Annotated in this window: 28 protein-coding genes; 13 read left to right on the forward strand and 15 right to left on the reverse strand. The window is 70.2% G+C overall.

The features are described 5' to 3' along the window. Positions 1–16: 16 nt before the first annotated feature. Together BW949_RS09255 and dusB are read right to left on the reverse strand one after the other, a co-directional pair. A complete protein-coding gene (locus tag BW949_RS09255; protein WP_076365366.1) occupies positions 17–1,123 on the reverse strand; it encodes a two-component system sensor histidine kinase NtrB in 1,107 nt (368 codons plus the stop codon). Next, the gene (gene dusB / locus BW949_RS09260; protein WP_076365368.1) at positions 1,120–2,169 is read right to left on the reverse strand and encodes a tRNA dihydrouridine synthase DusB; all 1,050 of its coding nucleotides are present in this window, start codon (positions 2,167–2,169) and stop codon (positions 1,120–1,122) included. Before dusB ends, BW949_RS09255 begins: the two co-directional genes overlap by 4 nt. Before the next feature lie 337 nt (positions 2,170–2,506). On the opposite strand from dusB, the gene BW949_RS09265 reads away from it, so the two are divergent. The 3 genes from BW949_RS09265 (at position 2,507) to BW949_RS09275 (ending at position 5,130) form a co-directional block, all read left to right on the forward strand. Continuing rightward, complete coding sequence (locus BW949_RS09265; protein WP_076365370.1) at positions 2,507–3,649, forward strand: bifunctional 2-C-methyl-D-erythritol 4-phosphate cytidylyltransferase/2-C-methyl-D-erythritol 2,4-cyclodiphosphate synthase; 1,143 nt, start codon at positions 2,507–2,509, stop codon at positions 3,647–3,649. Positions 3,650–4,039: 390 nt separating this feature from the next. Continuing rightward, entirely contained in the window at positions 4,040–4,537 is a 498-nt protein-coding gene (locus tag BW949_RS09270; RefSeq protein ID WP_076365372.1) for a phosphatidylglycerophosphatase A family protein, read from the forward strand. After that, positions 4,534–5,130: a CinA family protein gene (locus tag BW949_RS09275; protein WP_235816256.1), complete on the forward strand. Its 597-nt coding sequence runs from the start codon at positions 4,534–4,536 to the stop codon at positions 5,128–5,130. Before BW949_RS09270 ends, BW949_RS09275 begins: the two co-directional genes overlap by 4 nt. Positions 5,131–5,254: 124 nt before the next feature. Here the strand turns inward: BW949_RS09275 and BW949_RS09280 are convergent, their stop codons facing one another. Then, positions 5,255–5,716: an Lrp/AsnC family transcriptional regulator gene (locus tag BW949_RS09280; protein ID WP_076365374.1), complete on the reverse strand. Its 462-nt coding sequence runs from the start codon at positions 5,714–5,716 to the stop codon at positions 5,255–5,257. Between the two features lie 136 nt (positions 5,717–5,852). Here BW949_RS09280 and cobA point away from each other — a divergent pair, with 136 nt between their 5' ends. From cobA to BW949_RS09310, 6 genes are all read left to right on the forward strand, one after another. Then, positions 5,853–6,680, forward strand: a complete 828-nt coding sequence (gene cobA, locus BW949_RS09285) for a uroporphyrinogen-III C-methyltransferase (protein WP_097177016.1) — start codon at positions 5,853–5,855, stop codon at positions 6,678–6,680. Continuing rightward, a complete protein-coding gene (locus BW949_RS09290) occupies positions 6,677–7,048 on the forward strand; it encodes a DUF2849 domain-containing protein (protein WP_076365376.1) in 372 nt (123 codons plus the stop codon). The genes cobA and BW949_RS09290 overlap by 4 nt, the downstream gene beginning before the upstream one ends. A gap of 38 nt (positions 7,049–7,086) precedes the next feature. Then, entirely contained in the window at positions 7,087–8,757 is a 1,671-nt protein-coding gene (locus tag BW949_RS09295; protein ID WP_076365378.1) for a nitrite/sulfite reductase, read from the forward strand. Next, a complete protein-coding gene (locus tag BW949_RS09300; protein WP_083947695.1) occupies positions 8,750–9,559 on the forward strand; it encodes a phosphoadenylyl-sulfate reductase in 810 nt (269 codons plus the stop codon). Before BW949_RS09295 ends, BW949_RS09300 begins: the two co-directional genes overlap by 8 nt. Next, positions 9,556–9,945 (forward strand): DUF934 domain-containing protein, encoded by a 390-nt coding sequence (locus BW949_RS09305; RefSeq protein ID WP_076365380.1) that lies wholly within the window; start codon positions 9,556–9,558, stop codon positions 9,943–9,945. The genes BW949_RS09300 and BW949_RS09305 overlap by 4 nt, the downstream gene beginning before the upstream one ends. 64 nt (positions 9,946–10,009) lie before the next feature. Further along, positions 10,010–10,828, forward strand: a complete 819-nt coding sequence (locus BW949_RS09310; RefSeq protein ID WP_076365382.1) for a ferredoxin--NADP reductase — start codon at positions 10,010–10,012, stop codon at positions 10,826–10,828. Between the two features lie 96 nt (positions 10,829–10,924). On the opposite strand, the gene BW949_RS09315 is transcribed toward BW949_RS09310, so the two are convergent. The 3 genes from BW949_RS09315 to BW949_RS09325 are packed head-to-tail and all read right to left on the reverse strand — an operon-like array spanning position 10,925 to position 13,012. After that, positions 10,925–11,278 carry a hypothetical protein gene (locus BW949_RS09315; protein WP_143524433.1) on the reverse strand — a complete coding sequence of 118 codons (354 nt, stop codon included), beginning with the start codon at positions 11,276–11,278 and terminating at the stop codon, positions 10,925–10,927. 16 nt (positions 11,279–11,294) lie between these two features. Beyond that, positions 11,295–12,404: a 3-dehydroquinate synthase gene (gene aroB, locus BW949_RS09320; protein WP_076365386.1), complete on the reverse strand. Its 1,110-nt coding sequence runs from the start codon at positions 12,402–12,404 to the stop codon at positions 11,295–11,297. Next, positions 12,401–13,012 carry a shikimate kinase gene (locus tag BW949_RS09325; protein WP_083947683.1) on the reverse strand — a complete coding sequence of 204 codons (612 nt, stop codon included), beginning with the start codon at positions 13,010–13,012 and terminating at the stop codon, positions 12,401–12,403. The genes aroB and BW949_RS09325 overlap by 4 nt, the downstream gene beginning before the upstream one ends. Positions 13,013–13,204: 192 nt before the next feature. On the opposite strand from BW949_RS09325, the gene BW949_RS16795 reads away from it, so the two are divergent. The 4 genes from BW949_RS16795 (at position 13,205) to BW949_RS09340 (ending at position 16,712) form a co-directional block, all read left to right on the forward strand. Then, entirely contained in the window at positions 13,205–13,417 is a 213-nt protein-coding gene (locus BW949_RS16795; protein WP_143524434.1) for a hypothetical protein, read from the forward strand. Continuing rightward, positions 13,404–15,089, forward strand: coding sequence for a hypothetical protein (locus tag BW949_RS09330; RefSeq protein ID WP_076365388.1), 1,686 nt, complete (start codon positions 13,404–13,406; stop codon positions 15,087–15,089). Before BW949_RS16795 ends, BW949_RS09330 begins: the two co-directional genes overlap by 14 nt. After that, complete coding sequence (locus tag BW949_RS09335) at positions 15,086–16,027, forward strand: site-specific tyrosine recombinase XerD (protein ID WP_076365390.1); 942 nt, start codon at positions 15,086–15,088, stop codon at positions 16,025–16,027. Before BW949_RS09330 ends, BW949_RS09335 begins: the two co-directional genes overlap by 4 nt. A 193-nt stretch (positions 16,028–16,220) precedes the next feature. Then, positions 16,221–16,712, forward strand: coding sequence for a pentapeptide repeat-containing protein (locus BW949_RS09340; RefSeq protein WP_097177025.1), 492 nt, complete (start codon positions 16,221–16,223; stop codon positions 16,710–16,712). A gap of 201 nt (positions 16,713–16,913) precedes the next feature. On the opposite strand, the gene trpB is transcribed toward BW949_RS09340, so the two are convergent. From trpB to aroA, 9 genes are all read right to left on the reverse strand, one after another. After that, complete coding sequence (gene trpB / locus BW949_RS09345; protein ID WP_076365394.1) at positions 16,914–18,146, reverse strand: tryptophan synthase subunit beta; 1,233 nt, start codon at positions 18,144–18,146, stop codon at positions 16,914–16,916. 2 nt (positions 18,147–18,148) lie between these two features. Continuing rightward, on the reverse strand, positions 18,149–18,391 hold the full coding sequence (locus tag BW949_RS09350; RefSeq protein ID WP_076365396.1) for a hypothetical protein: 243 nt from the start codon (positions 18,389–18,391) through the stop codon (positions 18,149–18,151). Positions 18,392–18,547: 156 nt separating this feature from the next. After that, the gene (locus BW949_RS09355) at positions 18,548–19,186 is read right to left on the reverse strand and encodes a phosphoribosylanthranilate isomerase (protein WP_076365398.1); all 639 of its coding nucleotides are present in this window, start codon (positions 19,184–19,186) and stop codon (positions 18,548–18,550) included. A 9-nt stretch (positions 19,187–19,195) separates the two neighbouring features. Then, positions 19,196–19,549, reverse strand: coding sequence for a LapA family protein (locus BW949_RS09360; RefSeq protein ID WP_076365400.1), 354 nt, complete (start codon positions 19,547–19,549; stop codon positions 19,196–19,198). Positions 19,550–19,553: 4 nt separating this feature from the next. After that, positions 19,554–19,841, reverse strand: a complete 288-nt coding sequence (gene ihfB / locus BW949_RS09365; RefSeq protein ID WP_076365402.1) for an integration host factor subunit beta — start codon at positions 19,839–19,841, stop codon at positions 19,554–19,556. A gap of 235 nt (positions 19,842–20,076) precedes the next feature. Beyond that, complete coding sequence (gene rpsA / locus BW949_RS09370) at positions 20,077–21,762, reverse strand: 30S ribosomal protein S1 (RefSeq protein WP_076365404.1); 1,686 nt, start codon at positions 21,760–21,762, stop codon at positions 20,077–20,079. Positions 21,763–22,014: 252 nt separating this feature from the next. Then, positions 22,015–23,007, reverse strand: a complete 993-nt coding sequence (locus tag BW949_RS09375; protein WP_076365406.1) for a capsular polysaccharide export protein, LipB/KpsS family — start codon at positions 23,005–23,007, stop codon at positions 22,015–22,017. Continuing rightward, entirely contained in the window at positions 23,004–23,618 is a 615-nt protein-coding gene (locus BW949_RS09380) for a (d)CMP kinase (protein ID WP_076365408.1), read from the reverse strand. The genes BW949_RS09375 and BW949_RS09380 overlap by 4 nt, the downstream gene beginning before the upstream one ends. Positions 23,619–23,709: 91 nt before the next feature. Further along, the gene (aroA, locus tag BW949_RS09385; RefSeq protein ID WP_076365410.1) at positions 23,710–25,056 is read right to left on the reverse strand and encodes a 3-phosphoshikimate 1-carboxyvinyltransferase; all 1,347 of its coding nucleotides are present in this window, start codon (positions 25,054–25,056) and stop codon (positions 23,710–23,712) included. Between the last annotated feature and the right edge of the window lie 94 nt (positions 25,057–25,150).

Here is a 25,150-nt window from a genome sequence, read left to right on the forward strand (position 1 = left end):
TGGGGTCTCCGGGGGGTCAGCCTGTCGCGGCAGGGGAAGTGTCGTTGGGAAGGCGGATGCCACGCGGCATGCGCGGCAGGGAAATGCGGAAGATCGTGCGGCCGGGCACGGAATCGAGGCTGATCCAGCCGCTGTGCTCGTTGACGATCTTGGAAACCAGCGCGAGGCCCAGCCCGGTGCCGTTCTCGCGGCCCGAGACGAAGGGTTCGAACAGGTCCGAGGCGATCTCGGGCGGGATGCCGGGGCCGTCGTCGATGATCTCGACCTGGATCGGCAGCGGCTGGCCGGTGCCATCGGCCCCGCGCAGACGCAGCGACACGTCATAGAAGGACCGGATGCGGATCGTGCCCGGCCGGCCCTTCGAGGCCTCGGCGGCATTCTTGAGCAGGTTCAGGAAGACCTGCGTCAGCTGGTCGGCATCGCCCGGCGTCGGTGGCAGCGAGGGGTCGTAATCCTCGATGATGGTCATATGCGCGGCAAAGCCCACCACGGCGGATTTGCGCGCCCGGTCCAGCACGTCGTGGATGTTGACGGGCTTCAGATCGGGCGGGCGGACATTGCCGAATTGCTCGACCTGTTCGAGCAGCTTGACCACGCGGCGCGTCTCCTCGACGATCAGGTCGGTCAGCTCCATGTCCTCGGGCGAGAGATTCATCGACAGAAGCTGCGCCGCCCCCGCGATCCCCGCCAGCGGGTTCTTGATCTCGTGGGCCAGCATCTCGGCCATGCCGATGGCCGAACGCGCCGCCGACTTGACCTGCTGCGCGCGGCCCAGCCGGTCGGCCAGCTCGCGCGGCTGGATCAGAAGCAGGATCATGTCCGGATCATCGCCCAAGGGGGCGGCCTGGATCGTGCAGGCCACGGGCGCGCGTTCCCCGGTCGAGATGTCGGCATCGTTGATGAACAGCGCCGAATGGTTCTTGCGCACGCGCAGGAAGACCTCCTCGAGGGGGGCGTCGATGGCCAGCCGCTCGAGCAGGCGCTGGCCGCGCAGATGCCGCGCCGAAAGGTTGAGGAACAATTCGGCGGCCGGGTTGACCTCGTGCACGCGGTCGCGCGCATCGACCAGGATCGCCGGGATCGGCAGGCTGGTCCAGATGATGCCGGGGGCAGGCAGGCTCATGCCGCGACCCTCCCCGCGTCAGGCGCCTGGGACGCCGCGTCAGATGGGGCGACGGCGGCTTCCGCGAAGGCCGACGCGATCAGCGCCCGCGTGGCGGCGGGATCATCCGCGCGCAGCAGCTCGGCGCGCCGGGCCAGGGCGGTGCCGCCCAGGGTCTCGGCATACCAGCCCAGATGCTTGCGCGCGACACGGGCGCCCACCTTGGTGCCGTAATGGCTCAGCATGTCCTCGTAATGCTCCCCGATCAGATCCACCAGTTCCGCCCCCCGGGGGAGCACGGGCGCGGGGGCGTGGCCCTGCGCATGCGCGATCTGCGCCAGCCGCCAGGGCGCACCACAGGCGCCGCGCCCCACCATCACCGCGGCCGCCCCGCTCTGCGCACGGGCCGCGCGCGCGCTGGCGCCGCAGCGGATATCGCCATTGGCCACCACCGGCACCGGCACCGCCGCCACCACGGGCGCGATGGCGGCCCAATCGGCCTGGCCGCCATAGAATTGCATCCGGGTGCGTCCGTGCACGGTGATCATGGCCACCCCGGCCGCGACCGCCCGCGCCGCGATCAGGGGCGCGTTGCGGCTGTCGTCGTCCCAGCCCAGCCGCATCTTCAGCGTGACCGGCACGCCCCGCGGCGCGGCGGCGCCCACCACCGCCTCGATCAGGCGCAGCGCGTGGTCGGGGTCGCGCATCAGCGCCGCCCCCGAGGCCCCGCCCGTCACCTTGCGCGCCGGGCAGCCCATGTTGATGTCGATCGCCGCAGCGCCCATGTCGGCCACCAGCGCCGCCGCCGCGGCCATCGGCGCGGCCTCGCGCCCGGCCAGCTGCACCGCGACCGGCACCCCGGTCTCGCCGCCCAGATCGGCGCGGGCGCGGGCCTCGGCACGGGCCGAGGGGCGGGTGGTGACCATCTCGCCCGAGGCCACCATCTCCGACACGACAAGCCCCGCGCCGAAGCGCGCAACCAGGCGGCGGAAGGGAACATCGGTGATCCCCGCCATCGGAGCGAGGAAAACAGGGGGGTCCAGAAGATGCGGGCCGAGCGAAATCACATGCCTATTCCTTGAGCACTCGCCCACCTGCTAACCCCCAGCGCGGGGAATCGCAATCGTGGGGCTGGTATTTTTCCCGTGACAGGCGAAAGCATGCATAACTTTTGGGCAAATAGCCCGTCAAAAGTGCGCATTGCGCCGCCGCCCCGCTTCGCCTAAGGATTTCCTCCGACCGCGGGCACCCGACGCGAAGATGAAGGCGCGCGCGGTCCTGCCCGCAGGGATTTGCCCAGGGGTTGGGGCAGCCCAAGGGGTCGGGCAGCAAGGGGCCGGCACGCGGGCCCGCAGACCGCCGGCAGGCATTGCGCCCGCAGGCAGCCACCAGACGGGGGATCAGATGACCACAGCCGCCATCATCGTTGCCGCAGGCCGCGGCACCCGCGCCGGAGAGGGCGAACCCAAGCAATGGCGCCAGCTGCGCGGACGCACCGTGCTTGAACATACCGTCGATGCCTTCCGCAGCCTGGGGCGCATCGTTCTGGTGATCCACCCCGAGGACATGGAGCGCGCGCTTCATCTCTTCGGCGGCACGGTGACCATGGTCGAGGGCGGCGCCGATCGCACCGGGTCGGTGCGCAATGCGCTCGAGGCGCTGGCGGGCTCGGAGGTCATGCGGGTGCTGATCCACGACGGCGCGCGCCCGCTGGTGCGGCCCGATCTGATCGCGCGGGTGCTCGAGGCGCTCGAGCGCAACCCCGCCGCGGCACCGGCGCTGGCGGTGACCGATGCGCTCTGGCGCGGGACGGCCTCGGGGCCCAAGGGGCATCGCGTGGCCGGCACCCAGAGCCGCGAGGGGCTGTTTCGCGCCCAGACGCCGCAGGGCTTTCGATTCGACGCGATCCTGGGGGCGCACCGCGCCTTCCCCGAAAGCGCGGCCGACGATGTGGAGATCGCGCGCAAGGCCGGGCTTGACGTGGCCATCGTCGCGGGCGACGAGGACAACCTGAAGATCACCTATGCGCAGGACTTCCAGCGCGCCGAACGGATATTGAGGACCGACATGGATGTGAGGCTGGGCAACGGCTATGACGTGCATGCCTTCTGCGAGGGCGAAAGCGTCATCCTGTGCGGGGTGGAGATCCCGCATGACAAGGCGCTTCTGGGGCATTCGGATGCCGATGTGGGCATGCATGCGCTGACCGACGCCATCTATGGCGCGATGGCCGAGGGCGATATCGGCCGGCATTTCCCGCCGTCGGACCCGCAATGGAAGGGGGCACCGTCGGACATCTTCCTGCGCCATGCCGCCGATCTGGCGCGCGAGCGCGGCTTTCGCATTGCCAATGCCGATGTGACGCTGATCTGCGAGCGGCCCAAGGTGGGGCCCCATGCCGCGAAGATGATGGAGGCGCTGGCCGCGATCATGGGCGTCGATCCGGCGCGGGTGTCGGTCAAGGCCACGACCTCGGAGAAGCTGGGCTTCACCGGGCGCGAGGAAGGCATCGCCGCCATCGCCACCGCGACGCTGATCGCCGACTGAGCCTTTGGGCACACCGGCGGGATCGGGGGAGGGGAGCGCCCGACGCGGGGATCGACCCCGCGCCGCGCGCGGGCGCCAAAGGCGCCGCCCCCCACCCAAAGGCGCCGCCCCCTGCGCCCGCCCCGCCTCAGCCCGAGCGCATGGATCGGGGCGCGCGCAGGCTGAGGCGCCCGGTCGCAACCCGACGCGCCCCACAGCGCGCCCCGAGGCGCGATTTGGCCAAAGGCGTTTTGCGCCGTTTGATCAGCAGCCGCGCACAACAGCCGCGCACTGGCACCGCCCCCCCGGCACTTGGCGTTGATCTCGGCCGCGGACGGGGGCAGCATGCCTGCACCGGCCGCGATCCGGCCCCAGATCCCGACACCCCCAAATCCCGAAGTGAGCCCCCGCATGGACATGATCCGCCTTCTCACCACTTTCGGCCATGTCGGCCTGTTGCGGCCCGCGCCGGGCACCTGGGGCTCGGCCGCGGCCGTGGCTCTGGGCCTTTTGCTGCATGGGCTGGGCCATTTCCCGCTGCTGGCGGCGGCCACCGTGCTGGTCACGGCGCTGGGCTTCTGGTCGGTGCGCCAGGCCCTGCGCGACCGCCCCGGCGAAGACCCCTCCGAGATCGTCATCGACGAGGTGGCCGGGCAATGGCTGGCGCTGCTGTTTCCCTCGGCCGCGTTCTGGCTGATGGGCCTGCCCAGCTGGACCTTCCCCTATCCCGGCTGGCTCGCGGCCTTCGTGTTCTTCCGCCTCTTCGACATCTGGAAACCCTGGCTGGTCGGGCGCGCCGATGCGCGCGGCGACGCCGATGGGGTGATGCTCGACGATCTCTGGGCGGGGCTCTTTGCCGGCATCGCCACGCTGATCGCGGCGGGGATCGCGCATGGGGTGCTGATGTGAGCGCGGAGGGGCTCTCCGGGCTGGGGGCGGACCTGGCCGAACGCGCCGAGGCCGTGATCGCGGCCGCGCGCGCGCAGGGCGTCTGGATCGTCACCGCCGAAAGCTGCACGGGGGGCCTTCTGGCCGCCAGCCTGACCGAGATCGCCGGCGCCTCGCGCGTGGTGGAAGGGGGCGTGGTCAGCTATTCCAACGGCGTCAAGCGCGCGGTCCTGGGGGTGAGCGCGCGCAGCCTTCAGGGCTTTGGCGCCGTCTCCGAGCCCGTCGCCCGCGAGATGGCGAAAGGCGCGCTGGCGATGGCCGAACACGCCGCCACGGCCGAGAACGCCGGCCCGCGTGCGCGCCTGGCGATCGCCATCACCGGGATCGCGGGGCCGGGCGGGTCCGAATTCAAGCCCGAAGGCCGGGTCTGCTTTGCGCTGGCGCAGATGCAACCGGGCCATGCCCCGGAGATTCGCGCCGAGACGGTGGAATTCGGCGCACGCGGCCGCGGGGCGGTGCGCCTGGCCAGCGCGCGCCACGCGCTGACGCGGCTCGAAGGGGCGCTGGCGCTCTGGCCCGCGCTGCCGGTGATGGACGGCACGACCGTCGCCTGAGCGCCCTCCTTCACGACCGCCCCCCTTCACGTCCGGCCGCCACCGTGACCGGCGCCCGACAGGGCGCCCGCGCGCGCCGCGGGGTCGATCCCCGCGGCGCGCGCTCCCCCGGCCCGGCCGGATGTCACAGGGGCAGCAGCGTCGTCGACTTGATCTCCTCCATCGACAGAAGCGCGGTGACATTGTGCACCTTCACCTCGGCGATCAGCGCCTGATAGAACTGGTCATAGGCCCGCGCATTGCGCACCCGCACCTTCAGGATATAGTCGATATCGCCCGCCAGCCGGTGCGCCTCCAGAACCTCGGGGCGGCCCAGAAGCGCATGCAGGAACTTCTCCTGCCAGGCCGCATCATGCTCGGAGGTGCGGATCAGCACGAAGAAACACGCCTCGAGCCCCAGCGCCTCGGGATCCAGGATCACCGTCTGCCGACCGATCACGCCACCCTCGCGCATCTTGCGGATGCGATTCCACACCGGCGTCTTCGACGAGCCCACCTTGCGCGCAATCTCGTCCAGCGACTGGCTGGCATCCTGCTGCAATTGCGCAAGGATCTTCCGATCCATCTCATCCAGCGCGACGCTCATTCCCGGATACCCCCCAAAGCGGAACATACGTTTCACACGAATGTCATATTCCGGGACTACGGACCTTTTCAATCCCCATATCTGGCGAAATATCGGAACATTGTTCTATAAGGGGCGCAAGAACACGAGGTGTCCCATGTCCCTGATCCCCCAAGTCGTCATCGCCGGTGCCGGTCCCGGAGACCCCGACCAGCTGACCATCGCGGTCATCAAGGCGCTGGCCGCCGCCGAGGTCGTGCTCCACGACCGTCTGGTCCCCGCCGAGATCCTGGCGCTGGCCACGCCCCAGGCGCAGGTCATCGAGACCGGCAAGGAAGGCTTCGGCCCCGCCATGGCACAGGAGGAGATCTCGGCGCTGATGGTCGCCCTCGCGCGTGAGGGCAAGCGCGTTCTGCGCCTCAAGGCGGGCGATCCGGGTGTCTTCGGCCGGCTCGACGAGGAGATCGAGGCCCTCGAGGCCGCGGGCATCGGCTATCGCATCCTGCCCGGCATCACCGCCGCCACCGCCGCCGTGGCGCGGATCGGCCAGAGCTTCACCCGGCGCGGGCGCAACACCGCGGCCCTTCTGCTCTCGGCGCATGACACCCGCGGCTTCGCCGAGGCCGACTGGCGCGCGCTGGCCCGCCCCGGCGCCGTCGCCGCGATCTACATGGGCAAGCGCGCGGCCCGCTTCGTGCAGGGCCGGCTGATGATGCATGGCGCCGCCCCCGAAACCGACGTGACCGTGCTCGAGAATGTCTCGCGCGGGTCCGAGCGCGTGATCGGCACCACGCTGGCGGAACTGCCGGCAACGGTGGCCGACCTCGCCGGCCCGGCGGTGATCCTGCTGGGGCTGGCCCCGCGCGCCGCGCGCCCCGCGCTGGCGCAGCGCGCCCCCGCCCCGGCCCTCTCCGCCCCGCACCGCTCCGCAGCGCCCGTCACCGCCGCGCCCCTCACCGCCGAGATCCGGGAGGGCCGCGCATGAGCCGCCCGGCCCGCCGCTTCACCCCCGCGCTTCTGGGCGCCAATTGCCTGCTGAGCGGGCGCGTCCTGTGGCGCACGGCACAAGGATGGACCGAGGAGGCGCGCGCAGCGCATCTCTTCGAGGACGCAACCGAGGCCCAGGCGGCATTAACCGCCGCCGAAGCCGAGGTTCTGCGCCTTGTCGGGCCCGAGCTGGTGCCCGCCGATCCCGGCCCCGACGGCCCGGTGCCGCGGCCCTTGCGCGGCCGCATCCGCGCCGGCGGCCCGACGCTTGCGCTGCCCGGCGCCCCTTTCCCCTCGGGCGCCCCTTTCCCCGAGACGGGACCGGACGCCGGGCCCCTTCCCGCCCCTCCCGATCCCGCCCCCTGAGCCCCCGTCTCCTGAGCCCCCTTCCCGGAGCGCCTCCGATGTCCCTTGATCTTCCTGCTTCCGCTTCCGCTGCCCCCGCCCCGCAGGCCGATGCGTTCGACGCCGCCTTCCTGGCCGAACGCGCGGCCGAATTCCGCGACCAGGTTGCCCGCCGCCTGTCGGGCAGCCTGACCGAAGAGGAATTCCGCCCGCTGCGCCTGATGAACGGGCTCTATCTGCAACTGCACGCCTACATGCTGCGCGTGGCGATCCCCTATGGCACGCTGTCGGCGGCGCAGATGCGCGCCCTGGCCGAGGTGGCCGAACGCTGGGACCGGGGCTATGGCCATTTCACCACCCGCCAGAACGTGCAGTTCAACTGGATCGCACTGGCCGATGCGCCCGACATCCTCGACCATCTGGCCGGGGCGGGGCTGCATGCGATCCAGACCTCGGGCAATTGCATCCGCAACGTGACCACCGACGCGCTGGCGGGCGCGGCCGCCGACGAGATCGCCGATCCGCGCCCCTATGCCGAGCTGATCCGGCAATGGTCGACCGATCACCCCGAATATCTGTTCCTGCCGCGCAAGTTCAAGATTGCCATCTCGGGGGCCGAGACCGACCGCGCCGTGACCCGCGCCCATGATCTGGGCCTGCATCTGCGCCGCGAGGGCGATGCGATCGGCTTTCGCGTGATCGTCGGGGGGGGGCTGGGGCGCACGCCCCGTCTGGGCAGCGTGATCCGCGACTTCCTGCCCGAAGCCGATCTGCTGCCCTATCTCGAGGCGGTGCTCTCGGCCTATAACCTGGCCGGGCGGCGCGACAACAAATACAAGGCGCGCATCAAGATCACCCTGGCCGAGATGGGCGAGACCGCCTTCCGCGAAATGGTCGAGACCGAATTCGCCCGCATCCGGCCGGGCTTTCCCCCCGTCGATCCGGCCCATTTCGCCGCCATCAAGGCGCGCTTTCCCGCACCGCCTGCGCCGCGCGCGCCCGTGCCCCTGCCCCCGGCGCTGGCCGATTTCGCGCGCAACCTCGCGCCGCACAAGGTGGCGGGCCATGTCGCGGTGACGGTCTCGCTCAAGCCCCACGGGCTGCCGCCGGGCGACGCGACCGCGGCGCAGATGCGCGCGCTGGCCGATCTGGCCGAACGCTATTCGCGCGGCGAGATCCGCATCAGCCACGACCAGAACGTGGTCCTGCCCCATGTCGCCCAGATCGACCTGCCGGCGCTGCATGCCGGGCTGGTGGCGGCGGGGCTGGCCACCGGCAACGTGGGCCTTCTGTCCGACATCATCGCCTGCCCCGGCCTTGATTATTGCGCGCTGGCCACGGCGCGCTCGATCCCCGTGGCGCAGGCCATCGCCACCCATTTCCGCGATCTCGGGCTCGAGGCGGAAATCGGCGAATTGCGTCTCAAGATCTCGGGCTGCATCAATGCCTGCGCGCATCACCACCTGGGCCATATCGGGATCCTGGGGCTCGATCGTGCGGGCGTCGAAAGCTATCAGGTCACGCTGGGGGGGGATGCGGGCGACGCTGCCGCGCTGGGCGAGATCGCGGGCCCCGGCTTCACCTCCGAGGCGCTGATCCCCGCGCTGGAGCGGCTGTTGCGCGCCTATCTGGCCGAGCGCGCGCCGGGCGAGCGGTTCATCGACACGTTGCGCCGGCAGGGCCCCGACCGCTTCCGCGCCGCGCTCTATGCCGGGGGCGACGATGCCTGAAGCGATCGACGACCGCGTGCGCGCGCTCAACGACCGCTACCGCCATCACGCGGCGGTGGCGGTGGTCGAACATGCGCTGCGCGACCCGCAGGTGGGACAGGTGGCGCTGGTGTCGTCCTTCGGGGCGGAATCGGTCGTGCTGCTGCACATGGTGTCGGTGCTGGCGCCGCAGACGCCGGTCCTGTTCATCGACACAGCACTTCTGTTTCCCGAGACGCTGGACTATCAGCGCGAACTGGCACGGACGCTGGATCTGCGCGATCTGCGCGTGATCCGGGCCGCCGATCTGGCGCGCCACGATCCGGGCGATCAGCTCCACCGGACCGACCCCGACGCCTGTTGCGCGCTGCGCAAGACCGCCCCTCTCGAGGCCGCGCTTGCGGGGTTCTCGGCCTGGATCACCGGGCGCAAGCGCTATCAGGGCAGCACCCGCGCCGCCCTCGACTTCTTCGAGGTCGAGACGCCCACGCGGATGAAGATCAACCCGCTGGCGCATTGGGGCCGCGCCGATATCGAGGACTACATGGTCGAGAACCGCCTGCCCCGGCACCCGCTGGTGGCGCGCGGCTACCCTTCGATCGGCTGCGCGCCCTGCACCTCGCCGGTGCGGGCGGGCGAAGACCCCCGCGCCGGGCGCTGGCGCGGGCAGGACAAGACCGAATGCGGCATTCATTTCGTCAACGGGCGCATGGTGCGCGGCCCGGTCGCCCCGGCAGCCGAGCCCGAGCCCGCGCCCACGCCCGCCGACGGCCCGGAGAAGCGCCCCGAAGACAGCACCCCGCGCAGGGAGAGAGTGGCATGAACGAAAATGTGATCGTGCGCGACGACGGCTTTCACGCCGATGACTGGACCGGCGCCATGTTCGAGATCGACCCCGCGGCCGAGATCGACCTGGACGCCGCGCTGGCTGCGCCGCTGGTGCGGGTGGCCTTTGCCGCGATGACCGACGGGCGCGGCTTCACCATCGCGCGGCGCCTGCGTGCGGCCGGATTCACGGGGCGTTTGCGGGCGCTTGGGCCGCTGGTGTCGGACCAGTATCGCCACGCCCGCAAGACCGGCTTCGACGAGATCGAGATCCCGCCGGCGCTGGCCGCCCGCCAGCCCGAGGCCGAATGGCTGCGGGCCGCGGCGCGGTCACGTCGGGACCATCGGTCGCTGATCCACGGGCTGGATGCGACACGGAAATGACTTTTCCCGCAGGACGTTTCGGCCTAAAAGGCGCCGATATCTCTGAAACGGCAGGACGTAAGACGTGAACGACGTGTCCCAGACCCCCGCCGCCGCCGGCAAGATCCTTCCGGACGCGCAGACCGTGACCTTCGTCAAGCACTGGACGGACACGCTGTTCTCGTTCCGGGTGACGCGGCCGCGCTCGCTGCGCTTCCGCTCGGGCGAATTCGTGATGATCGGGCTGCTCGACGACAACGGCAAGCCGATCCAGCGCGCCTATTCGATCGCCTCGCCCGCCTGGGACGAGGAGCTGGAATTCTATTCGATCAAGGTGCAGGACGGCCCGCTGACCTCGCGGCTCCAGCATATCCAGGTGGGCGAGCAGATCATCCTGCGGCCCAAGCCCGTGGGCACGCTGGTCCATGACGCGCTGCTGCCCGGCAAGCGGATCTGGTTCCTGGCCACCGGCACCGGCATCGCGCCCTTTGCCAGCCTGATGCGCGAGCCCGAGACCTATGAGAAATACGACCAGGTCATCATGATGCACACCTGCCGCCAGGTGGGCGAACTGGAATACGGCCGCCAGCTGGTGGAAAGCCTCAAGGACGACCCGCTGATCGGCGAGATGGTGGAGGGCAAGCTGCTCTATTATCCCACCACCACGCGCGAAGACTTCCATCACATGGGACGGATCACCGACAACCTGTCCTCGGGCAAGGTCTTCACCGATCTCGGCCTCGATCCGATGTGCGCCGAGAACGACCGCGCCATGGTCTGCGGGTCGCTGGCCTTCAACAAGGACGTGATGGCGGTTCTGGAAAGCTTCGGCCTGCGCGAGGGCGCCAATTCCGAACCCCGCGAATATGTGGTGGAAAAGGCCTTCGTGGGCGACGGCGTCTGAGCCGACCTGCCCCCCGACGATCCCGAAACGCCGCCCCCAGGGGGGCGGCGTTTTCATGTGCGGCCCGCCCCCCCAAGGGAAGGGAGGCCGCGCGGTTCAGTCGTCGGGCGGGAAATTGCGCGCCAGATAGCCAACGATTTCCTCGAGCACGGCCGGGCGGCGTTCGAGGTCGGTCATCTCGACGACGAAATCGCGCCAGTCGGGGGCGGTGAAGCCCTCGGATTGCACGATATTGTCCAGCCGATGGCAGCGGGTGCATTCGATCTTGACCCGTGCATAGCCCGCGTCGCGGGGGATCTTGGCCGCCCAGGCGGGGGCCGCGCCCAGGACAATACTTCCCAGAACGGCGCCCCCCAGCAAGGCGCCCCCCAGAACACTGGTTCTCGGGACATTGGCCCACGGCGCCGCGGCCACCGCCCGCGCCGTCATCTGTCTGTCATGTTTGCGCATCCAGCCTCCCCGGCCTTCAACGCATGGAAAGCGCCTCGGCCAGAAGCGATTTCACCAATTGCGGATCGACCGCATCCGTCACGAAGGACGCCCCGATTCCGCGCGCAAGGATAAACCGCAAACGCCCGTCCTGCACCTTCTTGTCCTGCGCCATAAGGTCCATCAGCCCTTCGGGGCCGGGCAGATCGCCGGGGATGTCGCGCAGATCGACCCGCATCCCCATGGCGCGCAGATGCGCCCGCACGCGCGAGGGGGCCTCTTGCGCACACAACCCCATCCGCGCCGACAACTCGAACGCCAGCGCGCAGCCGATCGCCACCCCTTCGCCGTGGAGCAGCCGGTCGGAATAGCCCGTCGCCGCCTCGAGCGCATGGCCGAAGGTATGGCCCAGATTGAGCAGCGCGCGGTCGCCCTGTTCGGTCTCGTCGCGCACCACGATGTCGGCCTTCATCTTCACCGAACGCGCCACCGCCTCGGCGCGCAGCGCCATGTCGCCGGCCGCCAGCGCCGGGCCGTTCACCTCGAGCCAGTCGAAGAATTCGGCACTGCCCAGCAGGCCATATTTGACCACCTCGCCATAGCCGGCCAGAAAGTCGCGCGGATCGAGCGTGCCCAGGATGCCGATATCGGCAAGCACCAGAGACGGCTGGTGAAAGGCGCCGATCAGGTTCTTGCCGTGGACCGAGTTGATCCCGGTCTTGCCGCCGACCGAGCTGTCCACCTGCGCCAGAAGCGTGGTCGGGATCTGCACGAAGCGCACGCCGCGGCGCAGGACGGCGGCGGCAAAGCCCGCCAGATCGCCGATCACGCCGCCGCCAAAGGCCACGACGATGCCGCCGCGCTCGACCTTCTGTTCCAGGAGCCAATCGACCGTGCGGGTGAATTGCGGCCAGCCCTTGGTGGCCTCGCCCGGCGGCAGGATCAGCGCCGGGGCCTCGATCTCGCCCAGACCTGCGCGCAGCGCGTCAAGATGGAGCGCGGCCACCCGTTCCTCGGTGACGATGGCCACGCGCGGACGGCGCAGCAGCGGCGCGATCTCGGCGCCGGCCCGCGCCAGCAGCCCGTCGCCGATGCGCACCTGATACGCGCGCGCCCCCAGATCCACGTTCACAGCCTGCATGCTCATTCCCCTTCCGCGGCCAGAACGCCGCCCCGCGCCCGAAGCGCCTCGATCACCTTGAGGGCCATGCCCTCGATGCTCAGATCCGGCTCGGCCTCCACGATCACCTGCGCCAGCCCGTAGAGCGGTTCGCGCTGCGCCAGAAGCCCCGCCAGCGTGGCGCGTGGATCGGCGGTGCGCAGAAGCGGCCGCGTGGTCTTGTGGCGCACCCGGTTCCACAGGATCTCGAGATCGGCCTTGAGCCAGACCGACACCCCCGACGCGGCAATCGTGGCGCGGTTGACCTCGGACAGGAAGGCCCCGCCCCCGGTCGAGATGACCGCCGGCCCCGCCGCCATCAGCCGCGCGATCACCTCGGTCTCGCGGGCGCGGAAGAAGGCCTCGCCGTCGCGGGCGAAGATCTCGGCGATGGTGGCATTGGCGGCGCGCTCGATCTGCGCATCGGAATCGAGAAACGCGACCCCCAGCCGGCGCGACAGCTCGGCCCCGACCGCGGTCTTGCCCGCCCCCATCATCCCCACCAGAACGACGGGGCACAGAAGGCGCGGGCCGCCATGCCCCCCGGTGGCATCTGCGGCAGGGGCGGCGGGCGGCGGAGACGGCGGAAACGGCATCGGGGCGGACAGCTTCGCAACAACAAGGGGAACGGGGCGGCACCGCCGGAACGGGGCCGAAACGAGCGGGTTTCCGGGGGCCGGCCCGCAGATGCGCAAGCCTTCGCCGCCGGAGCGAAATTTCGCCCTGAATGACGTGATCTCGCAAAAAAAGCCATATATAATCCGAGATATCAAAGGTTGCGCGGCGCTTTGACCACAGGCCCGCGGCGTGGTTTCGGTCATGAAGATATCGACAAGATCCGCAAAAGGGACGACGATCGAGGCATGGGGCGAATTTTCAAGGCATTGATATATCTGGCAATCCTGGCGGCTCTGGGGCTGGTGGGCTTTGCCTATTTCGGGGATATGGCGCCGCGGCGCATCCCCGTGAGCGTTCCGGTGATGCTGAATGCGGGGGAATGACGGGGCGATCCTCCTCCTGTGCGGGCAACTGGCCTGGGCGGGCGCCGCCGGGGCCGAGACGGCGCCCGGCGCGCCCCTGTCCAGCATCGACTGGCTGTCGCAATCGCTCGAGGAACCGGCCGATGGGGCCCCGCGCCTGACCCCGGCCGCAGGGGCCGTCCGGCCTGGGGTGTCGGGATCGCATTCGGGCGCATCCGCTTCGGGTGCGGGCGGGACGGTGCGCACGCCCGATCCGGCGTTGACCGCCCCGGATCTGGCCGGGTTGCTGGCGGTCGACCCCATCGACATCACGCCCCTGGACGCCCCCGACCCCGAAACCGCGGGGCTTCTGGGGCTGACGCGCTCGGGGCTGCCCAAGGGGCTGTGGGGGGCCACGCCCGAGGGCGAACTGGCGCGCCTGGTGCGCCGCGAGGGCACGCAGATGCCGCCCGCGCTGCATCACCTGTTCGAGCGGCTGCTCCTGGCCGAGCTGGACCCGCCGCGCAACCGCGCCGGCAGCGCCGACCGGGCGCGGAATTCGCTGTTTCTGGCGCGCATCGACCGGCTGTTGGAGATGGGCGCGCTGGAGCCTGCCTATGCGCTTCTGATGACCGCCGGGACCGCCGATCCCGAGCGGCTCAAGCGGCTCTTCGACGTGGCGCTTCTGCTGGGCGAGGAGGAGCGCGCCTGTGACGCCCTGCGCGCCGCGCCCGGTGCGCAACCGGCGCTGGCGGCGCGGATCTTCTGTCTGGCGCGCGCGGGCGACTGGCCGGCGGCGGATCTGGCCTTCACCACCGGGCGTAACCTGGAACCGCTCGACCCGCTGACCGAAGACCTTCTGGAGCGCTTCCTCGACCCCGAGATGGCCGACGGCGCCGCCGATCTGCCGCCGCCCGCGCGGGTGACGCCGCTGACGCTGCGCCTTTATGAGGCCATCGGCCAGGCGCTGCCCACCGCCAATCTGCCGCTGGCCTTCGCGCAATCGGATCTGGGCGCGCAGGTCGGCTGGAAGGCCCGGCTCGAGGCGGCCGAACGGCTGGCCCGCGCCGGCGCGATCGACCCCAACCAGCTGCTGGGCCTTTACACCGAACGCGCGGCCGCGGCCTCGGGCGGGGTGTGGGAGCGCGTCGCCGCGGTCTCGGCGCTCGATGCGGCGTTGGGGGCGCGCGATCCGGCACGGGTCTCGGCCGCCCTGCCCCGCGCGATCGCGGCCATGCGCAAGGCGGGCCTGGAAACGCAGCTGGCGGGCTTTGCCGCCCGCGCGGTCTGGGATCTGGCGCCGCGACTGACGCCCCAGGCCCGCGCCGCGGCCTTCCGGCTGGGCCTTCTGTCCGAGGATTACGAGACCATCGCGCATGACCGCCGCCCCGTGGACGACGCCGAGCTGCTGCTCAAGGCGGTGGCGCAGGGCGGCACCGCGCGCGTTCCCGAAACCGCGCGGCGCGGCGCGCTGGCTGAAGCCATCACCGCCGCTTTCGACACGCTGCCCCCGGTCGGGCCGCCCTATGCCGATCTGGTTGCCGGCGACCGTCTGGGCGAGGCGCTCCTGCTGGCCATCGAGGACATTGCCCGCGCCGCGCGCGGCGATACGCGCGATCTGACGCGCGGACTGGTGCTGTTGCGCAATGCCGGGCTCGAGACGGTGGCGCGGCGGGTCTCGCTCGAATTGCTGCTGGCCGAGGAGGCGACATGAGCGCCACCCCCGATGCGCGCTGGATCTCGACCTTCCTTCAGGCCCAGAGCGCCGAACGCGGGGCCGCGCGCAACACGCTTCTGGGCTATGGCCGCGACCTGAACGACTTTGCCGGCTGGCTGGCGCATCGCGGTCTGGACATGGCGGCGGCCGGGGCCGATCACATCCGCGACTATCTGATATCCTGCGAGGCCCAGGGCCTGGCCCAGAGCACCCGCGCCCGGCGCCTGTCCTCGATCCGCCAGCTCTACCGCTTTGCCTATGACGAGGGCTGGCGCACCGACAACCCCGCGCAGCGCCTCTCGGGGCCGGGGCGGCAGCGCGCCTTGCCGCGCACGCTGTCGCCGGCCGAGGTCGAGGCGCTGCTGGCCGCCGCGCGCGACACCGGCCGCACCGAGGCCGAGCGCGCCCGCACCACCTGCCTGATCGAGCTGCTCTATGCCACCGGGCTGCGCGTCAGCGAGCTGGTCGGCCTGCCCGTGGCCGCCGTGCGCGGTGATCCGGCCATGATCCTGGTGCGCGGCAAGGGCGGCAAGGAACGCATGGTGCCGCTGTCGGGGCCCGCGCGCACGGCGCTGGCCGAATGGCTGGCGCTGCGCGACGCCGCCGAGGAAGAGGCCCGTCTCGCCCGCCGCGCCCCCCCCTCGCGGTTCCTCTTTCCGTCCTCGGGCGTCGAGGGGCATCTGACGCGGCAGGGGTTTCACGCGCTCCTCAAGGACATCGCCGCCCGCGCCGGCATCCCCCCCGCCCGCGTCAGCCCGCATGTCCTGCGCCACGCCTTTGCCACGCATCTGCTGGAAGGCGGGGCCGACCTGCGCGCGATCCAGACGCTTCTGGGGCATGCCGATCTCTCGACGACCGAGATCTATACCCATGTGCTGGAAGACCGCCTGCGCGCGCTGGTGCTGACCCACCATCCGCTGGCGCGCGAGGACTGACACCCGCGCCTTGACCTTGCGCGGGGGGCCGCCCAGGCGGGGGCGGTCGGGACCGGGACAAGGAAGCCCCCATGCCGGATCGTAACGCCCTGAACCTGCGCCAGAGCCGCCGCCGCGCGGGCCGCCCCCCGCCCGGACCGCCGGCGGTCGCGGCCTCACCGGCCTTTGGGACTGGGCCGAACGCCTGGTGCTGATGGCGACTTTCGTGTCGATCATCTTCGGGGTCTGGGTCTACAAGGAAGAACGCCAGACCCGCCGCGAGGAAGCGATCAACTGGGCCTGGAGCATCCTGACCACCCCCGCCACCGGCAACTCGGGCAAGCGCGCGGCGCTGGAATATCTGGCCGGACAGGGCGTGTCGCTGCGCGGGATTGACCTCTCCTGCGCGCGCATGGGCGGCGGCTGGGATGCCAAGGCCATGAGCTGCCGCGCCCCGGTCGATCTGACCGGGCTGCGTCTGCGCGGCCCGAACGGCGAAGGCGTCGATCTGCGCCTGAGCCGTCTTGACGGCGTGGACCTGACCGGCGCCGATCTGGAAGATGCGCAGATGGGCGGGGCGAGGCTGGCCGGCGCCACGCGGTCAGGCGCGCGGCTCGACGGTGCCGATCTGCGCGCCGCGGCCCTGTCGCTGGGCAAGCTGCGCGGCGCCGACCTCGCGGGGGCGGCCGCGGCGCCGCGGTCCTGATCTCGGCCGATCTGACAGGCGCCCATGTCAGCGACACGAACTTCGGCGCCGCCACCCTGACCTACAGCGACCTGCCCGCGCTCTGGGCGATGGCGGACCGGCCGCCAGGGGGCTGGCCGGGCCGGTCACGCTCGGCGCACGCGACCGGCCCATGGCCGAAAGCCAGAGACGCCTTCTCGGCGCGCCCTGCCTCCCGCCCGATTAAACCTTCATCTCCTCGCCCAGATGCTTGGCGACGGTGAAGATGTCCTTGTCGCCGCGCCCCGAAAGGTTGAGCACGATAATATGATCCTTGGGCAGATCGGGCGCGATCTTCATCATATGCGCCAGTGCGTGGCTGCTTTCCAGCGCCGGAATGATGCCCTCGGTCCGGCAGCAGAACTGGAACGCGTCGAGCGCCTCGGCATCGGTGATGCTCACATATTCCGCCCGCCCGATGTCATGCAGCCAGCTGTGTTCGGGGCCGATGCCGGGATAGTCGAGCCCGGCCGAGATCGAATGCCCCTCAAGGATCTGGCCGTCCTCGTCCTGCAACAGATAGGTGCGGTTGCCGTGCAGAACGCCCGGACGCCCGCCCGTCAGGCTGGCGCAATGCTCCATCCGGTCATCGACGCCATGCCCGCCGGCCTCGACGCCGATGATGCGGACGGATTTGTCATCCAGGAACGGGTGGAACAGCCCCATCGCGTTCGACCCTCCGCCCACGGCGGCGATGATCGTGTCGGGCAGACGCCCCTCACCCTCGTGGGCCTCAAGCTGCCAGCGGGTCTCGCGACCGATGATCGACTGGAAATCGCGCACCATCGCCGGATAGGGCGCGGGGCCGGCGACCGTGCCGATGCAATAGAAGGTGTCGCGCACATTGGTCACCCAATCGCGAAGCGCGTCGTTCATCGCATCCTTGAGCGTGCCGCGGCCGCTCGTCACCGGCACCACCTCGGCCCCCAGCAGCCGCATGCGGAAGACGTTGGGCGCCTGGCGCTCGACATCCGTCGCGCCCATGTAGACGATGCACTTCAACCCGAACTTGGCGCAGACCGTGGCCGTGGCCACGCCATGCTGGCCAGCCCCCGTCTCGGCGATGATCCGGGTCTTGCCCATGCGCCGCGCGAGCAAAATCTGGCCCAGCACGTTGTTGATCTTGTGCGCGCCGGTGTGGTTCAGCTCCTCGCGCTTGAGATAGACCTTGGCCCCGCCCAGCTCCTCGGTCATGCGCGGCGCGAAATACAACGGCGACGGCCGGCCCACGTAATCGCGCCACAGGAGATCCATCTCCGCCCAGAAGGTCGGGTCGGTCTTGGCATGCTCGTATTGCGCCTCAAGCTCCAGGATCAGCGGCATCAGCGTTTCCGAGACGAACCGCCCGCCATGGATGCCGAAGCGCCCATTCTCGTCCGGCGCGGTCATGTAGCTGTTGAGCAGATCTTCGGCCATGGTCATTCCTCGAAACCAAATTCGGATTTCAACATCCGGAAAAGTTGCGACGCGGCATCCTCGTCGAATTGAAGCGTCTGACTGAGCTTGCCAGGGTGAGCGCGCTCCCCCGAGCCGTAGGTGTTCAGTTGAAGCACCTTTCGGCCGTCGCATTCCCCGACGATATACTTGCAGGGAACACGCGTCGGATGCGCCGCGCGAAGCTCTCGGCCCTCATCCTTCTCCAAAGACACCACAAGCGCCATGCCACGCCTCCGCCTACCTGCCCCGCAGATAGCGCGCCCGCCCCGCGGGGTAAAGTTCCCGCCTTCGAACTGGTCAAAATATCCTCGGGGGGTCAGGGGGGCAGACAGCCCCCCTGCCACGTCCGCCGCCCGCCCCCCGCCGGGCGAGGGGGCCCCTCAGCCCGCCGCCTTGGCCGCGGCCACGAAATCCCGCACAAGCGCGGCGTCCTTGATCCCCGGCGCGCGCTCGACCCCCGAGGACACATCGACCGCCGGCGCCCCGGTCCGCCGTACCGCCTCGGCCACGTTCTCGGGCGAAAGCCCGCCCGCCAGCATCCAGGGCCGCGGCCAGGCGCGCCCGGCCACCAGCCGCCAGTCGAACGACAGCCCGTTGCCCCCCGGCAGCGCCGCGCCCGCGGGGGCCTTGGCATCGACCAGAACCCGGTCGGCCACCGCCTCGTGACGGGCCAGAAGCGCCAGATCCTCCGGCCCGGCCACGCCCACCGCCTTCATCACCGGCAGCCCGAAGCGCGCGCGGATCTCGGCCACGCGCGCGGGGCTCTCGCGCCCGTGCAATTGAAGGATCTCGATCGGCACACGCGCCAGGATCGCGTCCAGCTCGGCGTCGGTCGCATCGACCGTCAGCGCCACGCGCCGCGCGCCCCCGGCTTCGGCCGCCAGCTCGGCCGCCCGCGCCGGGTCCAGATTGCGCGGCGAGCGCGCAAAAAACACAAGGCCGAGGTAATCCGCCCCGGCCTTGACGGCTTCAGCGACCTGATCGGCCGCGGTCAGCCCGCAGATCTTGACCTCGACCATTGCCCGACGTCAGGTCCGGTCCTCGATCAGGGCCAGCACCTCGTCCTTGGTCTCGGGCGAGGCCCCGCGCAGCTTCTGCACCTCGCGGTCAAGCTTGGCCGCCTTGCGCGCATTGCCGCGCGCCGCCGAACGGTAGCGCGATTCGCGCAGCCATTCCCAGACCAGACCGATCACCAGACCCGCGCCCATCGCGCCGAAGATCACCACGAACAGCGGCAGGTCGACCGCATAGGTAAAGCCCAGGAATTCCTCAGCTTCCTGCGGCAGCGCATGCAGCGTCACCAGCGGGCGGTTGGCCAGCGCCAGCACCACCAGAACCGCGGCCAGACACAGGACGAACAGATAGCGAAGCACGCGAAACATCGGATTATTCCTCCATGCCGTTCAGGCGATTTCGAAGAAGCTTGCCGGTCTTGAAGAAGGGAACGTGTTTCTCGTCGACCTCGACGGATTCGCCCGTGCGCGGATTGCGTCCTGTGCGCGCGTCGCGTTTCTTGACCGAAAACGCGCCAAATCCCCGCAATTCGACCCGATCGCCGCGGGCCATGGCCTCGACGATCTCGTCGAAGATCGTATTCACGATCTTTTCCACATCACGCTGGTAGAGGTGCGGATTCTCATCCGCGATCTTCTGGATCAATTCCGATCGGATCATCTCTATCCCCCTGAAGGCCCGTTCGGCAATAATGCGGGCCGTTACGCCGCACTATAGGCAAAAGCCCGCCGCAGACAAACAGCAAAGTCATTGGAATGGCGGGTGTTTCCCCACGTCCGGGGGCGGAACGCGACGCTTTGCAGCAGCCCCGACGCAAAACGGCCCCGCCCGAAGGCGAGGCCGATGTTCCGATTCGGGATGCACGGGCGCGCGCAATGGCGCCCGCGCCGGGCGATCAGTTGTCGCCCTGACCCTTGAGCGCGGCGCCCAGGATGTCGCCCAGCGACGCCCCCGAGTCCGACGAGCCGTATTGTTCCACGGCTTCCTTTTCCTCGGCGATCTCGCGGGCCTTGATCGACACGCCCAGACGACGGGTCTTGCTGTCCACGTTGGTCACGCGCACATCGACCTTGTCGCCGACCTGGAAGCGCTCGGGGCGCTGCTCGGCGCGATCACGCGACAGGTCCGAACGACGGATGAAGGATTTCATGCCGTTGTAGTCGACCTCGATGCCGCCATCCTCGATCGCCGTGACTTCCACGGTGATGACCGAGCCGCGCTTCACGCCGTCGACCGCATCCGAGAAGGTGTCGGCGTCGAGCGCCTTGATCGACAGCGAGATACGCTCCTTGTCGATGTCCACCTCGGTGACGGCGGCCTTGACCATGTCGCCCTTGCGGTAGTTCTGGATGGCATCCTCGCCGCGCTGTTCCCAGCTCAGGTCGGACAGGTGCACCATGCCGTCGATGTCGTTGGCCAGGCCCACGAACAGACCGAATTCGGTGATGTTCTTGACCTCGCCTTCGATGACGGTGCCGACCGGATGCGTTTCCGCGAAAACTTCCCACGGGTTGCGCATGGTCTGCTTGAGGCCCAGCGACACGCGGCGTTTCGCGGTGTCGATCTCGAGCACCATGACGTCGACTTCCTGGCTGGTCGAGACGATCTTGCCGGGATGCACGTTCTTCTTGGTCCAGGACATTTCGGACACGTGGACCAGACCTTCGACACCGGCTTCCAGCTCGACGAAGGCGCCGTAGTCGGTGATGTTGGTGACGCGGCCCTTGTGCACCGAATTGATCGGGAACTTGGCTTCGACCGTATCCCACGGGTCGGCCTGAAGCTGTTTCATGCCCAGGCTGATGCGGTGGGTTTCCTTGTTGATCTTGACGACCTGGACCTTGACGGTCTCGCCGATCGACAGGATCTCGGACGGGTGGTTGACGCGGCGCCAGGCCATGTCGGTGACGTGCAGCAGGCCGTCAACGCCGCCCAGATCAACGAACGCACCGTATTCGGTGATGTTCTTGACCACGCCGTCGACAACCTGGCCTTCGGACAGGTTGGCGATGACTTCGGCACGCTGTTCGGCACGGCTCTCTTCCAGGATGGCGCGGCGCGACACGACGATGTTGCCGCGGCGGCGATCCATCTTCAGGATCTGGAAGGGCTGCTTGAGACCCATCAGCGGGCCGGCATCGCGCACGGGGCGCACATCGACCTGGCTGCCCGGAAGGAAGGCCACGGCACCGCCCAGATCGACGGTGAAGCCGCCCTTGACGCGACCGAAGATGGCGCCCTCGACGCGCTCTTCCTTCTCGTAGGCTTTTTCCAGACGGTCCCAGGCTTCCTCGCGGCGGGCCTTGTCACGCGAGATCACGGCTTCGCCGCGGGCGTTCTCGACGCGGTCGAGATAGACCTCGACGGTGTCGCCGATGGCGATCTCGGGGGCCTCGCCGGGATTGGCGAATTCCTTGAGCTCGACGCGGCCTTCCATCTTGTAGCCCACGTCGATGATGGCCTGGCCCGCCTCGATGGCGATGACCTTGCCCTTGACGACCGACCCTTCCTGGGGCGTGTCGATGTTGAGGCTTTCCTCGAGAAGGGCCTCGAATTCTTCCATGCTAGCTTTGGCGCACATGCGGCAAAAGTTCCTTTGTTCGGGTTTTCTGGCCATGCGGTTGGCTCCGCCGGTCTTTGGTGGCCCCGATCCGGAAAACACGCACATGCGCCGCCGGTCGCCCGGCGCCGCATCCGATGCCTTCCCTTTCGGGATGGGCGGCTCTTACAGGCTTTGCGGGGGTGTGACAAGCAAAACGCGCCCGCGGCCCTTCCCCCGGCCCCGGCCGCAACCCCGCCCCTGTCAGCCGCGCCCGTGTCAGCCCCGCCCGTGTCAGCCCCGCCGGCGCGGCCCCAGCCCCAGCCGCTCGGGCGGAAAGCCTGCCGCGGACAGGACCGCCAGCAGGTCGCGTTCGAAATGCGGCCCCTCGATCCACAGGCAGTTGCGGGTGAAATACCATGTCACCGCCCGCGCCCAGTCGCGCGGGGTCGACAGCGCCCGCAGCAGCGCCGCCGGGAATTCGGCCGGATCGCGCACCGTCTCGACCAGCCCCGCGTAATCGGTGCGGCCGCAGACGATGGCAGGGCGGCCGTGCAGCATCCCCTCGAGCGCGGTCGCGGAATTGATCGAGACATTGACCGCCGATTGCGCCAGCAGGTCGTGGATATTGGCCGAGGTCTCGTGCACCCGCACCCCCGAGGCCGCGATCTCGCCCGCCATCTGCGTCAGCAGCGCGCCCGCGACCTGCGGGTTGAGCGGGTGGCCCTTGACCAGAACCGGCCGCGCCCCGGCCGCCCGGATCACCGCGCGCAGCATCTCGACATTGGACAAATAGGCCTGGCCGCGGCGATGGGGCTCGTTGCCCTGAAGACAGACCGCGATCGCATCGCGCGGCAGGTGCTCGCGCCCGCGCGCCTGCTTGTAGCGCGAGCGCCGCGCCCGGGCGAATTGCGCGCGCAGCCGGGCATAGGTGGACAGGGCCTCGGCGGCGGGGATCTCCTCGGGGGTGCAGGGGCGCCGCCCGGCCGGGCCATCGCCCAGGATGCCGTCGGGGCCAAGGTGCCAATAGCCCGGCAGATAGGCCACTGCCGCCGACAGCCAGCCCGGCCCCGTGACCCAGCCGCTTTCGACGACATGCAGATCACCATCGCCCGGCAGCGTGCCGCCCGCGGTCTGCGCCTCCTCGCGCAGCGCCACCATCGCCCGGCCGCCGCGGGCCTCGATCGCGCGGATCAGCCGGGGGTAAAGCGCCAGATGCGCCGGCTTTTCATAGTCGTTCAGATAGCGGCCGGGCAGATGGATGACGACGCGCGCAGCTCCGCTCATGGGGTGGCGCGCGCCAGCGCATCGGCCACCAGATCGCAGGCGCGCGTCACCGCCGCCTCGATCGACAGGTCGGTGGTGTCGAGCATCACCGCATCCTCGGCCGGGCGCAGGGGGGCATCCGCGCGGCCCATGTCGCGGGCGTCGCGCTCGCGGGTCTGGGCCAGGACCGTGTCGTAATCCTGCGCGCCGGGGGCCGCGGCCTCCAGCTCGTCGAAGCGGCGGCGCGCCCGCACCTCGGCCGAGGCGGTGACGAACAGCTTGACCTCGGCTTCGGGGGAAATGACCGTGCCGATGTCGCGCCCGTCAAGGACCGCGCCCCCCTCGCGGCGGGCAAAGCGGCGCTGGAAGGCGACCAGGGCCGCGCGCACCTCGGGGATGGCGGCAACGCGGCTGGCGGCCTGCCCGGCCTCGAGGCTGCGCAGGCCGGGACGGTCAAGATCGGCCGGGCTCAGCGCCTGGGCGGCGGCGACCGGATCGCCCCCCATCGCCCCCACCGCCCGATAGAGAAGCCCGGTGTCGAGATGGGCAAAGCCGAATTGCGCGGCCAGGCGGCGGCTGATCGTGCCCTTGCCGGCCGCGGCGGGCCCGTCGATGGCAACGGTGAAGATCATCGCGTTCTTCTCCTCCTTGCGTGTGAGGCGTTGGGGTCGGGCGTTCGTTCGGGGTGGTGGGGGCTGGCGGCGCGGGGCGCGGCGACAGGGGTCATGCGTCGCGCCGGATCGTGGCCCCGAGCCCCGTCATCAGCGTCTCGAAGATCGGAAAGGAGGTGGCAATGGGCCCGCCGTCATCGACCGAGACCGGCCGTTGCGCCGCCAGACCCAGGACCAGGAAGCTCATGGCGATGCGGTGGTCGAGATGGGTGGCGCAGGTGGCGCCGCCCGGCACGCCCTCGGCACCGCGGCCGTGCACGATCAGGAAATCGGGCCCCTCCTCGACGGTGACGCCGCAGGCTTCGAGCCCGCGCGCCATGGCGTCGATCCGGTCGCTTTCCTTGACCCGCAATTCACGCACGCCGCGCATGGTGGTGGCGCCTTCGGCAAAGGCCGCGACCGCCGCCAGGATCGGGTATTCGTCGATCATCGAGGCGGCGCGTTCGGGCGGCACCTCGACCCCGCACAGCGCCGAATGCCGCACCAGCAGATCGGCAACCGGTTCGCCGCCTTCCTCGCGCGGGTTCTCGAAGGTGATGTCGGCGCCCATCTCGACCAGCGTCGTGAAGAGCCCGTTGCGGGTGGCATTCTGCGACACGCCCGGCACCCGCACTTCAGAGCCCGGCACGATCAGCGCGGCACAGACCGGAAAGGCCGCCGAGGACGGATCGCGCGGCACCGCCACCGCCTGGGGGCGCAGCTCGGGCTGGCCGGTCAGGGTGATGACGCGGCCTTCGGGGGTGGTCTCGGTGGTGATCTCGGCGCCGAAACCCGCCAGCATCCGTTCGGTGTGATCGCGGGTGGCCTCGCGCTCGATCACGACGCTTTCCCCCGGCGCATTGAGCGCGGCCAGAAGCACCGCGGACTTGACCTGCGCGGACGGCACGGGGGTCGCGTAGCGCACCGCCACCGGATCGGCGGCGCCGATGATGGTCATCGGCAGGCGCCCGCCGGTGCGGCCATGCGCGCGCGCGCCGAACAGTGCCAGCGGGTCGGTCACGCGGCCCATCGGGCGCTTGCGCAGCGAGGCGTCGCCGGTGAAGGTGGCCGTGATCGGCGTCGTGGCCATCGCCCCCATGATGAGCCGCACCCCGGTGCCGGAATTGCCGCAGTCGATCACCGTCTCGGGTTCGCAAAAGCCGCCCACGCCGACGCCATCGATCGTCCAGGCGCCGGGGGCCTGGCGGGTCAGATGGGCCCCGAAGGCGCGCATGGCGGCGGCCGTGTCCAGCACGTCCTGCCCCTCGAGAAGGCCGGTCACCTGCGTGCGCCCGACGCTGAGCGCGCCGAAGATCAGCGCGCGATGCGAGATCGACTTGTCGCCGGGCACCTCGGCCACGCCCTTGAGCGGGCCCGAGGCCTGGGCGGTCATGGGGATCGGCGGGGCATGGGCGGACATGGGGTCTCCTTCGGGCAGGCGGGGTGGCGGCGTCTGGCAACGGGCTTAGCGCAAGCGGGCCGGTGGCGGAAGAGGGCGCATCCCGGCGGGGGGT

It is taken from the genome of Phaeovulum vinaykumarii (assembly GCF_900156695.1).
Taxonomy (GTDB): domain Bacteria; phylum Pseudomonadota; class Alphaproteobacteria; order Rhodobacterales; family Rhodobacteraceae; genus Bieblia_A; species Bieblia_A vinaykumarii.

Excerpts from the sequence above, each read along its gene's own strand:
- BW949_RS09255 (WP_076365366.1), bottom strand. The coding sequence starts at position 1,123 with ATGAGCCTGCCTGCCCCCGGCATCATCTGGACCAGCCTGCCGATCCCG.
- BW949_RS09265 (WP_076365370.1), top strand. The coding sequence starts at position 2,507 with ATGACCACAGCCGCCATCATCGTTGCCGCAGGCCGCGGCACCCGCGCC.
- BW949_RS09270 (WP_076365372.1), top strand. The coding sequence starts at position 4,040 with ATGGACATGATCCGCCTTCTCACCACTTTCGGCCATGTCGGCCTGTTG.
- BW949_RS09280 (WP_076365374.1), bottom strand. The coding sequence starts at position 5,716 with ATGAGCGTCGCGCTGGATGAGATGGATCGGAAGATCCTTGCGCAATTG.
- cobA (WP_097177016.1), top strand. The coding sequence starts at position 5,853 with ATGTCCCTGATCCCCCAAGTCGTCATCGCCGGTGCCGGTCCCGGAGAC.
- BW949_RS09290 (WP_076365376.1), top strand. The coding sequence starts at position 6,677 with ATGAGCCGCCCGGCCCGCCGCTTCACCCCCGCGCTTCTGGGCGCCAAT.
- BW949_RS09295 (WP_076365378.1), top strand. The coding sequence starts at position 7,087 with ATGTCCCTTGATCTTCCTGCTTCCGCTTCCGCTGCCCCCGCCCCGCAG.
- BW949_RS09300 (WP_083947695.1), top strand. The coding sequence starts at position 8,750 with ATGCCTGAAGCGATCGACGACCGCGTGCGCGCGCTCAACGACCGCTAC.
- BW949_RS09305 (WP_076365380.1), top strand. The coding sequence starts at position 9,556 with ATGAACGAAAATGTGATCGTGCGCGACGACGGCTTTCACGCCGATGAC.
- BW949_RS09315 (WP_143524433.1), bottom strand. The coding sequence starts at position 11,278 with ATGCGCAAACATGACAGACAGATGACGGCGCGGGCGGTGGCCGCGGCG.
- aroB (WP_076365386.1), bottom strand. The coding sequence starts at position 12,404 with ATGAGCATGCAGGCTGTGAACGTGGATCTGGGGGCGCGCGCGTATCAG.
- BW949_RS09325 (WP_083947683.1), bottom strand. The coding sequence starts at position 13,012 with ATGCCGTTTCCGCCGTCTCCGCCGCCCGCCGCCCCTGCCGCAGATGCC.
- BW949_RS09330 (WP_076365388.1), top strand. The coding sequence starts at position 13,404 with ATGCGGGGGAATGACGGGGCGATCCTCCTCCTGTGCGGGCAACTGGCC.
- BW949_RS09335 (WP_076365390.1), top strand. The coding sequence starts at position 15,086 with ATGAGCGCCACCCCCGATGCGCGCTGGATCTCGACCTTCCTTCAGGCC.
- BW949_RS09340 (WP_097177025.1), top strand. The coding sequence starts at position 16,221 with ATGGCGACTTTCGTGTCGATCATCTTCGGGGTCTGGGTCTACAAGGAA.
- trpB (WP_076365394.1), bottom strand. The coding sequence starts at position 18,146 with ATGGCCGAAGATCTGCTCAACAGCTACATGACCGCGCCGGACGAGAAT.
- BW949_RS09350 (WP_076365396.1), bottom strand. The coding sequence starts at position 18,391 with ATGGCGCTTGTGGTGTCTTTGGAGAAGGATGAGGGCCGAGAGCTTCGC.
- BW949_RS09355 (WP_076365398.1), bottom strand. The coding sequence starts at position 19,186 with ATGGTCGAGGTCAAGATCTGCGGGCTGACCGCGGCCGATCAGGTCGCT.
- BW949_RS09360 (WP_076365400.1), bottom strand. The coding sequence starts at position 19,549 with ATGTTTCGCGTGCTTCGCTATCTGTTCGTCCTGTGTCTGGCCGCGGTT.
- ihfB (WP_076365402.1), bottom strand. The coding sequence starts at position 19,841 with ATGATCCGATCGGAATTGATCCAGAAGATCGCGGATGAGAATCCGCAC.
- rpsA (WP_076365404.1), bottom strand. The coding sequence starts at position 21,762 with ATGTGCGCCAAAGCTAGCATGGAAGAATTCGAGGCCCTTCTCGAGGAA.
- BW949_RS09375 (WP_076365406.1), bottom strand. The coding sequence starts at position 23,007 with ATGAGCGGAGCTGCGCGCGTCGTCATCCATCTGCCCGGCCGCTATCTG.
- BW949_RS09380 (WP_076365408.1), bottom strand. The coding sequence starts at position 23,618 with ATGATCTTCACCGTTGCCATCGACGGGCCCGCCGCGGCCGGCAAGGGC.
- aroA (WP_076365410.1), bottom strand. The coding sequence starts at position 25,056 with ATGTCCGCCCATGCCCCGCCGATCCCCATGACCGCCCAGGCCTCGGGC.